The following is a 10820-nucleotide window of genomic DNA, read 5'->3' on the forward strand; positions in this document are numbered from 1 at the left end:
TGTACAGGATCCATCTCACAGGGAAGTGGAGGCCCGGATGGCTGGCTCTCCCTGCCCGGTGGATTGCGTACAGTCCCTGTACACAATGACAGTGATACTCCCCACCCACTGTCATCCTGTACAGGGATTGTACAGGATCCACCCCACAGGGACGTGATGCCCGGATGGCTGGCTCTCCCTGCCGGGTGCACAATAACAGTAGAGTTAGTCGGTATTTTTAATTGCCACTACCCTTTGTGGTTGCACTATTGCTCTTTTCAACCAGACTTGATCGGGAAAACAATAAAGCAGGAGTATCCTTGTGGGCAGGCAATATACCGTTTACTTAATGTGCAACCAAGCTAGGGGAACGCTTTATATTGGGGTAACAGGCAACTTACTCAGACGTGTATGGGAGCACAGGCAGGGTGCTGTTGATGGTTTTACCAAACGATATGGTGTGAAGCAGTTAGTGTGGTTTGAACTGTATGGCGATATTTTGCAGGCAATACAACGGGAAAAACAGTTAAAGCGGTGGCAACGCGACTGGAAAATCCGTCTGGTGGAACGCAACAATCCACAATGGCGGGATTTATGGATGGATATTCGTTAAAGCTACAGGGGGCTGAGATATTCCACCCTCTGTCATCCTGTACAGGGTTCTGAGATTTCCCCACCCTCTGTCATCCTGTACAGGGATTGTACAGGATCCATCTCACAGGGAGGTGGATACCCGGCAAGATGGCTATCCCTGCCCGGTGGATTCCGTACAAGCCCTGTACAGAATGACAGCGGTCAGGGAAGTGGATGCCCGGCAAGATGGCTATCCCTGCCCGGTGGATTCCGTACATTCCCTGTACAGAATGACAGGGTTCTGAGATTTCACCTCGTTCACATCCCTGCACAAGCTTACGCGATGCCCGGATTCTTTTTAATTTTCAAAAAAATCGAAAAAACCTTTACTACCAAGGCGTTCAGCGATTCCACTCATACGTTTATACCCGAAAAAACTGGTAGGAATAGCCATTCATAAACGTCAGTGGATGCATACTTGGCTCATATATTTAAAGTACTAAGGCTCAGTTATTTCTTCGCAGCCCTTGGTAACTCAGCAAAGTTCGATTTCCTGGTATCTACTGTAAACCCGGGCATCGCGTAAGCTTCGCAACCATTACTGATTACCCCTTGCCTAACGTGTATTTCGTTGTATTTTTAATCAAGACAGCATTAAGCAACCATCAGGGCGGCTGACCGGAAAGCGCTTGCCATATCATCCCTGGTAAAAGTGGTCAGAAGGGTCATTAATGGATACACCATCAGTAGCAGCAACGCTTGCCATTTCAGGGCCTGCATTCCCCGCCCTCGGAAAAACATGCAGCCAATGCCAAAAAGGGTTCCCCTGGGGGACGAAGATGATTACCGTTACACACCATTATGTTTATCACCACGAATGCCTGAAACAAGTAGCAGAAAACGAAAAAACCTCTCGTACCGTTTACCCCGTGCAATATCGGGGCACTACCAACCTCTACAGAAAGCAAACAGTTCCAGAGGCGTGCTGCCTTCCAGACAGATGGCAGAAAGTATTGACTGACACTGCCAGTGAGGGGAACGAGTGGCTGGTTGAGCAGCTTCTTATCAATGGCGCGCATCCGGATGCCGGGAAAACCGGAGAGATGACCCCCCTCTACCTGGCGGCAACCAATAAAGAGATTGATGTGGTTTGTTACTTAATGGAAAGTGGCGCCACGTTTAACCCCGACGTTTTTAACCTTCTGGAAGACGATGCCGCCAGCCTCCAGTATAAAACCAACCTGGCCATCCTTTACCTGAACCACAATCAACACCACGAGGCCTACCAACGGTTAATTGCGTGCGCTAAAGATGGCGGTGAGTGCGCCCTGGAACACCTGAGCGAAATAGTCGCAGAAAAGACTGGCGACAAGGAAGACCAAACGAACGCCTTAAACCTGTTGAACTCAGTAACCACCGATAATACCACGATCAATCTCAACATGGGCCTGATTTACCTGGGGGGGGGAGCGACTCCAGGCGATTTCAGGAAAGCCATGCAACACTTTCACCATGCTGCCGGTCATCAATGCTTGCCTGGCCTGCTTGCCCTGAATTACCTGGGGGTGATGCATGAGCACGGACTGGGGGTTGAGCAGGATAACGACCAGGCCCTTGACTATTACCGGCAGGCTGGGAAGCCGGGTAATGAAGAAGCCGTTAACAACCGGAAAAGACTGGAAAATAAAATAGCGGAAAATCAACGGCAGGAAAGATTGTCAAGCCTCCGGAGCGCCGAGGATTTGTGCTGAAATAAATTCCACATTTAGGAAAGCAGCCACTATAAATTTACCGGCCAACTCCACTGTCATCCTGTACAGGGATTGAATGCCCGGACAGATGGCTATCCCTGCCCGGTGGATTCCGTACAATCCCTGTACAGAATGACAGCGGTCAGGGAAGTGGATGCCCGGATAGATGGCTATCCCTGCCCGGTGGATTCCGTACAATCCCTGTACAGAATGACAGCGGTCGGGGAGTTGGATGCCCGGAAAGATGGCTATCCCTGCCCGGTGGATCCCGTACAATCCCTGTACGGAATGACAGGAATCTACCTCTGCATCTACGTGGTAAAAAAATGCCCTCAATCTACCCCATCAATCACAACGGCCTCGACATCCAGGCCATGGTAACCGCCGTGGTCTCCGCCGAAATAACCCCCGCCGAACAGGCCCTGCAACGCCGGGAACAACAACTCACCCGGGAGCAGGAAACCCTGATCAATGCCTATCAGGCGGTGGATGCCCTGGAACAATCGGCCCGCTGGCTGGTGCAGGAAGCCAGCCGCAATGGCAACGGTAATGGCAACGGTAATGGCAACGGCCATGGTGCAGGCCGCTGGCTGGCGGTGGCCAGTGAACCGGACCGACTGGCAGTGCGAGTCAGTGGCCGCCCCGACCCGGGCAATTACCAGCTGGTCGTCCATCAACTGGCCTCGCCCCAGGTGCTGGTCAGCCCGCCCTTTGACAAAGCCCTTAGCCCACAAAAAACCGCCATCCTGCCCGGTAGCGGCAGTCTGCAACTGGCTCTGAACGGCAGTCGCTGGACAGTCAACCTGTTGCCCGACAGGCCATTGTCGTCCATAGCCCGATCCATTCAGCTCAATACCAGCGGAAAAATCCACGCCACTGTTATCTCCGGACTGGATGGCCAGCAACTGCTGCTCACCGGAGCAGAAAAAGGCGCCGACTGGCGCATGAACCTCACCGGTACGGGTGCCGGTGCCGACCTCGCCGCCATGATGATCGAACAAAGAGCCCCTGCCGATGCCCTGATCAGTATCGACGGCGTCAAACTGCGACTGCCCGGCAATATCGCCCAGCCCGCCCTTGCCGGCTTAAGTCTGGATTTGAAACAGGCGGATGCCGACCGGGTACTCACCGTTGACGTCAGCCAGGATGTTGAACCTCTGATTAGCGCCATGGCTGATTTTATTGACGGCTGTAATCGCTTATTGCTGGCCAGCGACCCGAGAGATAAAGAGGGACGACAGATTAACGCCGGTACCCCGGCATCTTTAAGAGGAATCAGTGGCCAGTTGCGCAAGCTGATTACTGCACCGGCTCCGGTTTCAGACGCATCTACTGCTAACAGCCCTGAGCTAATAAAAAGCCCTGAGCCAATAAAAAGCCTGCTGGATCTGGGCGTCAGCACCGACCGAAATGGCCAGTGGTCTCTGGACCGGGCCTGGTTCCGCCAGCGCCTGAACGCCCTGCCAGACCCGGTGTTGAGCTTCCTGACCAATCCCCACCAGCCAGTACTGGCGGTGGCCCAGCGTATGCGCTCCCTGGGCAACGGTAACAGTCCGCTGCAAACCCGAGCCACCTACCTGTCCCGCAACCTGCAAAAACTGTCTGTAGACCAGCTTAACCTTGAAACCAAACGACAGGTGTTTTACGACCGTACCAGCCACGAGTTCCTCCGAATGGAACAAACCATGCTGCGCCTCAACCGAACCCGATCCAGTATTGAAAACATGGCTCCGCCAACCCGCACCAATGGCAATGGCAATGGCCATTAGCCAGGAGTCCAACGCAACTTCCGACATGCATTCCCACGGGAACCGTGGGAACGAGCTATGTGAGCTGATTCTTTACCAGTGATCAAAATCAAGCTGCGACTTTTCCACCCAACCATCTGACAAAATTACTCGATGAAGGTCTTCATCGCTCATATTTTTTGATTCTGCGTTTACTCTCAATGATGCATAAAGCGGGACAACATGCTCCTGCAGGTGATGATCGAATAATTTTCTAGGACTGGCAAATTCCATAGGCTTTTTCTCGCTATCGAAACAACAGGAAACAGGACAAAAAACTTTTTTATACAAATGGACTTCGTTCCAATGATGACCCAAAGCCTCCGGCGTCTGGCCGCTGATCTCTCCAGGGTGTTGTTTACAGGCAAACCCACCGCCATGACGGGTTTGGTATCTTTTGCCTGCGCCAGATGGCGACAATGTGGAAATTGGCTTGGCACTAATGGGCCCCAAATTGATCCCCTGGATTTTAACCTGATGTTCTTTCAGATGCTGCAACAGACTATTGCATTCGTTCTGGTCATTGCTCAAATCAATGAAGAAACCACACGTCTCGTCACGGCACCAGATCATATCTTCATCAGGCGCAGACAAATCAAACAATTCCTTCTGTCGTTCAAGACCAGCATTTAACTTTTCTTTCCAAAAAGCATTAAACGCCTGCCTATCCAACCTGTCTTTGTGCTGAACAAGAACATGCTTACCCAAAGCAAAAAAGTTTAAGAATTTTGTTGTATTTTTACACTTCGCCACCCGACACTCTATCAGCCCTTGCTGAGCCAAAGCCGTTACACCAAGACTATGCAGGCTGGAAATTTTACTTGGTTCTTTACCTCTTCCCCCCCCTCCCTTCTTATCTTTAGTCCCCAGGGAGTAACCATTACCATGAGCTGAAACCAGATGGTCCCACCAATTCCTGGCACTGCTTAACACCTTATGGGTATTATCACCGGAATTGCAATTTGCAACGGGGCATGAAAATCCCTCCTCAATCAGGGTCTTGCAAACAATCTCAGGTTTTTCCTTTTTCACAGGTAACGCAGCAGAATCAGGACCATGCGCACGTTTTCGGGATTGACTGGATTTCTTTTTCATCGGTACCTGCGAAGCTAATTGAGACGATGAACGACTCACATCCACACGGCTCCCATTTTGGTTGCCAGCATAGTTACCAGCGTGCCGTGTCTGGCAATGATTGCTTGCTGACCTTCTGGTTACTATTGGCCGGCCTTCAACATCAACAGGTAGTGATGAAGGGATCAGTCTTTCAGCGTTACCAGCGAACTTTTTTATTGGCCATTCTTTCGAGGCAACAGAACCTACATCCCTTGAAAAGGCTATTCCTTTTCTTCCTCTTGTTACTTCTTCATCGTCTACAGCTTGACGTCTGGTAGCATTTGAAACTTCTCTTAACATCTCTGGAATCCCCTCTATAATATTCTTGTATTTTGCGACCAACTGAGAATATTTGATCTAACTCACTGGCGTTGTCAGATCAAGTTTGTTTATTTTACCTTTGCCAACAGCAGTAATGAGAAGCCAACTCCGTTTTAACTCATCAGATTATTTTGCACTTTGTAGGGTTTAGCTGGTTAATCAAATAAAGCAAATTTAAAATAGCTGGACAGGTTCTTTTCTTTGCCTGACATGCCCTGCAAATTATCGTGACAAACATAACCAGCTACGCTGTTTTGTAACAGCCTGCCCGAACAGTTACAGGATCTTTCTGATGAAATCGCCACTAACCACCTACACCCGCCATCAGTACGCCCACCGGGCCCGGGATAGCAATGGCGCGCAACAGACTGCCCTGCTCTATCAGCTATTACTGGATGATCTGGATCGATGTCGTGGTTGTATTGAAAGGAGGGATTTAGCCGGTCGAACCGAACGGATTAACCATGCCATCACCGTGTTGACAGCGCTCGGTCATTTAGCCGCTGATATGACCATTGCTGCTGATACCAATACCAGCAGCGACACGCCTCTGCTGCCGGATTTGCTGTGCGAACTTTACGACCATTGCCTTGTTTGTCTGTCGTCCGTGATCGTCGAAAATAACGCCGGGAATAATATTGCCCACCTGGATGAAGCCTGGTCTATGATTGATACAGTGAAAAGTGGCTGGGACCAGCTCGCTCAGCAAGTCGGCCAGCCTGCCCGCCCCGAGGGTTGATGTTAAGGATTTGTTCTGAAATGACTTCCCTGTTTTTAACCTGGCTCCCGTTCGTCCTGAGCCCGTCGCAGAACATGACTCCGAACTCGGCAATAGAGTCCGCCCCAATCACCCTTCGACGAGCTCAGGGTGAACGGAGACCGGATTCTAAATTGAGAAGTTATTTAAAGACAGTTCCTAATCGTTGTCTACGGTGAATATGAGTGAATATAAGTGAATGTAAATAGCCTGCCGATGGAGACTATCAGCATGTCCGGTCAGGCAATGCTAAGCCAATATCAGTCTCCGTTTTCTTTATCGCCCGATTCTTTATCGCTTGGCAGTGACACCAGTTTGTCACCCCAAACAACAGAAGGTGGCGAAGAAAGTGGTGATTTTTCCCGGTTATTAGCGCAGTTATCCAGGCTTACCCAGATCCCGGCAGATGAGGATGCACCCTGTGGTTCCGATGGTGATTCGGATGACGATGATACGCCAATTGATACTGCTGTGGTTTTCGGCAGCATGCCTGATCCTGCAGAACCTGTCGTACATTCCAACCATCAGGATTCGGTTCATTATCAACATAGCCTTCCTGCGAATATCCGTTTACTCAATAGCCCGGGCTCTCTGAACCCCCAGCCGGAAACGGCAGCTCCACTCAGAATTTTATGCGACACGCCACTTGAAAAAGTGGATGGCACTCTGACCGATATGCCACTGATTGCAGATACAAAGCCGGTCTCTTTTAGTGGAGAACCTTCAGATGGAGAGGCTGCCAGGATTACCCGTAATCTGTCAGAAAAGCCTGTACGACCCAGTCATCCACTTACCGGTAATTCCCTTCGGGAGCTTGCCATAACCGATATTTCAAAAGAGATCAGCGCAGCACCAGGCCCCTCAAGCTGTGCAGCCAGTAGCAGTATTAGCGGAGACGCCACCATCCAATATGGCAGGATTACTCCGGGGCAACCCATGATTGCAGCAGCTGCCAGTGAATGGCCGGGCTATTTTCTGGCCGGTAGCGGGCACCAGGTCAGAGCCGTTGCCGATCTGCCCAGCCTGGGAACCATGGTCGTTCAGCTAAGCCGTGATGATTCCGGGGTATCGGTCAATTTTACAACCCGTGGCGACACCTTGCAGGTGCTGAGTGCTGATGCCAGGACATTACAACAACTGGTAACTGACAGTTTGCACCCGACAGCAATCCAGGCCACCGGTCATAGTGGTCAGCCGATGGATCAGGAAAATATCGCTACTGCTGAAGATACAATAAACTTGTCGTTTACAGTCCATGATGATGGCGACGATGCCAGAGGTGCCAGTGCCGGTAATCAGGATAATTTCCAGTCGTCACTGACGCAATCACTTCCCCTGAACAAAGACAGTTCCACTGACATTGAGTCTGGGGGACAGTTTCTGCCAGTTCACCCCTGGGGATCCAGGGCCGTATTGGTTGATTTTCGGGTTTAGATACAGTTTTTTATGCCAGCTTTCATGTCTTTTTCAAGCGAGAGCCTTCAGCCTTTCCAGCTTCTGACCAGAATCCGGTGCGCAGGGGGCAGCCTTCGTGTCAACCAGAAAGGCGCAATCAGCATGCCGGTCATGGTTCTGGCCGGAATCATCACGGTTGCCGTTATTGCTGCCGGCGTGTTCTGGAGCATGAACCAGCGTGATGACTCATCCCTGTCAGACAATGGCAGTACACTCTCCAGCGCCCCACCACAGTTCCTGATATTCAAAGATATCATCGTCAATTTACTGAACGAAGAAACCGATGAACCTCACTTTATGCAGATGGATATAACCCTGATGACCCGCAGCAGTCCGTGCTACGAAGCTCTGGACAGCAACCAGCCGGTGATCCGCAATGCCTTGCTGGATATGCTGGTTACCTGGTCTTTCCAGGAGATTCAGCTGCCGGAGAATCGTGATGTTTTACGGCAGCGGGCGCTGGACATCATCCACAAGCTGCCGAATCTGCCAAAGGCCCGGGAAGTGGCAAGTGTGTTGATTACCAATATGGTGGTGCAATAGGTTTTTTTTCGTTGTCCGTTGTCCGTTGTCCGTTGTCCGTTGTCCGTTGTCCGTTGTCCGTTGTCCGTTGTCCGTTGTCCGTTGTCCGCAAGAAAAACGCACCGCGAACTGCGAGTCAATCCCAAAGGTCTATGAATAGCCAGGGAAATTAGCAATTAAAAATTTACCGACTAACTCCACTGTCATCCTGTACAGGGATTGTACAGGATCCATTTCACATGGATGTGAATGCTCAGCCAGGTGGCTATCCCTGCCGGGTGGATTCCGTACAATCCCTGTACGGAATGACAGTGGAGAAAGTAACCAGTATTTTTGAAAATGCTACTTCACCGAAGGCTTCTTCCGGATTTCTAATATATTTAAATAATGTCGTTTATATCATGCTGTTAAGAATTACCGGTTTTGCCATTATGTTGCTCAGTGTCTTCGGTGGCTTTGTCTTGGCCAGCGGCAAGCTGCTGGCTCTCTGGCAACCACCGGAAATCATAATTATTGTCGGGGCGGCCACCGGCGCCTTTATTATTTCCAATCCAGCCTCGGTGCAGAGGATGACCCTGGTGCATCTCAAGTATGTGCTGTTTAAAAATAAAGAATTTGATAAACAGTTTTTTATGGATCTGTTAGCCCTGCTGTTCCGGTTAATGGATCAGCAGCGCAGGAAAGGCCAGAGCGCCATTGAAGATGATATTGAAGCTCCGGACAACAGTGAGTTGTTCCTGGGCTATCCGAGAATACTCAGCCATCCGCGTTTACTGTCTTTTATCACCGATAATTTTCGGATTACCGGGATGGGGAATATGGCAACCCATGCCCTTGAAGGCTTGATGGACCATGAAATCCATACCCTTGGCCAGGATCTGGGCAGGCCTGCTAAAGCGCTTCAGGCCGTGGCGGATGCCTGTCCGGGGTTTGGTATTGTCGCGGCGGTTATGGGTATCGTCGTTACCATGAGTTCCATGGGTGGGCCAGTGGAGTTAATCGGCATGAAGGTGGCTGCGGCACTGGTGGGTACATTTTTAGGCATACTGCTGTGTTACGGTGTTGTTGGTCCCCTGGCCAGTGCGGTGGAGCATACGGAGAAAAATGAAATGCTGGCCTTTGACTGTATCAAGGTGGCACTGGTGACCAGCCAGTCGGGACAGCCGGCGATTATCGCTGTGGATGCGGGTCGGCGAACCCTTTATAAAGAACTGAGGCCGACCTTTGCCGAGCTTGAAACTCTGGTACAGGCAACCCGGGAGACTACCTAGTGGCCGACAGTGATGGTGATCATCTGATTATTATCCGTCGTGGTCCCCGTGGAGGTCATGATGACTACCATGGTGGCAGCTGGAAAGTGGCCTTTGCCGATTTTGCCATTGCCATGATGGCGCTGTTCCTGGTGCTCTGGCTGGTCGCTGCCACCACGCCCCTTCAGAAAGAGGCCATTGCCACCTACTTTTCCAATCCCGGAATTTATAACCGGACGTCCACCAGTAATCCGGTGGAAATGCAGGGATCAACCTCCCTGATCAACGGCATGCCTGTGCACCTGAAACCCAGTCCATCGGGCATGACCGGTTTTGAAATGTCCGGTCATGGTGCCCCCGGGGTGGATGAAGCGACCACTGTGGCCATGCAGGTGCTTCGGGAGCTGGCCAGAGTGTCACAGGAAGGCAGGTCCGCATCGAAAAGCATTCAGATCAGGGCGTTACCCAAAGCCATACTGCTGACCCTTGTCCATCCGGAAGCCGGCCCCATGTTTACCCCCGGCAGCGCCCAAATGAGACCATTCTATGAAGATTTTCTGATTGCCCTGGCACCCATTCTCACCCGGCTTTCACTGAAACTGATGATTACCGGCCATACCAATAGCGCTCCCGAGCAGACGCCCGGGGACAATGACAGTGACAACTGGCGTCTGTCCGGACAACGGGCCGAAACCACCCGGGAAATCCTGACCTTTGCCGGCGTACCCCATGAGCAGATATTTCAGCTGGCGGCCATGGGATCAACCCTGCCCCTGGAAAACCTTGGTGCGGAAGCAGAGCTGAACCGCCGGGTGGATATCATGATCCTCTCCCATAAGGGCGAAAGAGCGATGAAAACAGGGCATAAACGTCGCAGCAAGCCACCATCGCCGGTGTCAGCCACCGAGATGGGCAGTGCTGTTCAGGCCGCCAGGGAGAATGGTTATCCGAAGTAAACAATGGTAAAAAAGACGGGCTTGACCATCAACCTCGATTCTCTCTTTCATGGAGGCATCTGAGAGTACTCTCCTGAAATCTCAAAGTAGAAACGCTACTTATCCATAAATCTGGAGAATGGCCGCCCAGTCGACCATTTGACCGACAATTTGAATCATCCACTGATTCCGTGGATAACTCGGTGAACAACCGGTCTGATAGTTAATAAAACGGTAGTGGGCCAAATGTGTGGTCAAGCATAAATATCTACCCCAAATTCAAGCGCGTTAATCAGTAATCCAATGACAATATCGTGCATCTTCTCAAGCTTGGAAAAGCATATACTCTTTCTCGCTAACCGTTTGATCCATGT

The 10820-nt window shown here is 51.0% G+C and carries 13 protein-coding genes; 10 read left to right on the forward strand and 3 right to left on the reverse strand.

Going from position 1 to position 10820, the window contains the following annotated elements; translation table 11 throughout:
• Positions 1-301 precede the first annotated feature (301 nt).
• The gene (locus tag RM811_RS05440; protein WP_402521579.1) at positions 302-592 is read left to right on the forward strand and encodes a GIY-YIG nuclease family protein; all 291 of its coding nucleotides are present in this window, start codon (positions 302-304) and stop codon (positions 590-592) included.
• Positions 593-704: 112 nt separating this feature from the next.
• The gene (locus RM811_RS05445) at positions 705-857 is read left to right on the forward strand and encodes a hypothetical protein (protein ID WP_402521582.1); all 153 of its coding nucleotides are present in this window, start codon (positions 705-707) and stop codon (positions 855-857) included.
• A 349-nt stretch (positions 858-1206) separates the two neighbouring features.
• Here RM811_RS05445 and RM811_RS05450 read toward each other — a convergent pair whose 3' ends face one another.
• Positions 1207-1332 carry a hypothetical protein gene (locus RM811_RS05450; protein WP_402521584.1) on the reverse strand — a complete coding sequence of 42 codons (126 nt, stop codon included), beginning with the start codon at positions 1330-1332 and terminating at the stop codon, positions 1207-1209.
• A gap of 59 nt (positions 1333-1391) precedes the next feature.
• On the opposite strand from RM811_RS05450, the gene RM811_RS05455 reads away from it, so the two are divergent.
• The 3 genes from RM811_RS05455 to fliD all read left to right on the forward strand — a co-directional run bounded on the left by RM811_RS05455 (position 1392) and on the right by fliD (position 4072).
• Positions 1392-2303: a hypothetical protein gene (locus RM811_RS05455; protein WP_402521586.1), complete on the forward strand. Its 912-nt coding sequence runs from the start codon at positions 1392-1394 to the stop codon at positions 2301-2303.
• Between the two features lie 72 nt (positions 2304-2375).
• Positions 2376-2684 (forward strand): hypothetical protein, encoded by a 309-nt coding sequence (locus RM811_RS05460; protein WP_402521588.1) that lies wholly within the window; start codon positions 2376-2378, stop codon positions 2682-2684.
• Positions 2630-4072, forward strand: coding sequence for a flagellar filament capping protein FliD (fliD, locus tag RM811_RS05465; protein ID WP_402521591.1), 1443 nt, complete (start codon positions 2630-2632; stop codon positions 4070-4072). The genes RM811_RS05460 and fliD overlap by 55 nt, the downstream gene beginning before the upstream one ends.
• 72 nt (positions 4073-4144) lie before the next feature.
• Here the strand turns inward: fliD and RM811_RS05470 are convergent, their stop codons facing one another.
• Complete coding sequence (locus RM811_RS05470) at positions 4145-5506, reverse strand: hypothetical protein (protein ID WP_402521594.1); 1362 nt, start codon at positions 5504-5506, stop codon at positions 4145-4147.
• A gap of 313 nt (positions 5507-5819) precedes the next feature.
• On the opposite strand from RM811_RS05470, the gene fliS reads away from it, so the two are divergent.
• From fliS to RM811_RS05495, 5 genes are all read left to right on the forward strand, one after another.
• Positions 5820-6266 carry a flagellar export chaperone FliS gene (gene fliS / locus RM811_RS05475; RefSeq protein ID WP_402521596.1) on the forward strand — a complete coding sequence of 149 codons (447 nt, stop codon included), beginning with the start codon at positions 5820-5822 and terminating at the stop codon, positions 6264-6266.
• A 213-nt stretch (positions 6267-6479) separates the two neighbouring features.
• Positions 6480-7718 (forward strand): hypothetical protein, encoded by a 1239-nt coding sequence (locus tag RM811_RS05480; RefSeq protein WP_402521599.1) that lies wholly within the window; start codon positions 6480-6482, stop codon positions 7716-7718.
• A 24-nt stretch (positions 7719-7742) separates the two neighbouring features.
• On the forward strand, positions 7743-8282 hold the full coding sequence (gene fliL, locus RM811_RS05485; protein ID WP_402521601.1) for a flagellar basal body-associated protein FliL: 540 nt from the start codon (positions 7743-7745) through the stop codon (positions 8280-8282).
• A gap of 218 nt (positions 8283-8500) precedes the next feature.
• Positions 8501-9532 (forward strand): flagellar motor stator protein MotA, encoded by a 1032-nt coding sequence (gene motA / locus RM811_RS05490; RefSeq protein ID WP_402521603.1) that lies wholly within the window; start codon positions 8501-8503, stop codon positions 9530-9532.
• Complete coding sequence (locus RM811_RS05495) at positions 9532-10467, forward strand: flagellar motor protein MotB (protein ID WP_402521605.1); 936 nt, start codon at positions 9532-9534, stop codon at positions 10465-10467. Before motA ends, RM811_RS05495 begins: the two co-directional genes overlap by 1 nt.
• Before the next feature lie 233 nt (positions 10468-10700).
• On the opposite strand, the gene RM811_RS05500 is transcribed toward RM811_RS05495, so the two are convergent.
• Positions 10701-10814, reverse strand: a complete 114-nt coding sequence (locus RM811_RS05500) for an IS1 family transposase (protein ID WP_402521032.1) — start codon at positions 10812-10814, stop codon at positions 10701-10703.
• Positions 10815-10820 lie beyond the last annotated feature (6 nt).

Origin of the sequence: Endozoicomonas sp., from assembly GCF_031844845.1 — a bacterium.
GTDB lineage: Bacteria > Pseudomonadota > Gammaproteobacteria > Pseudomonadales > Endozoicomonadaceae > Endozoicomonas.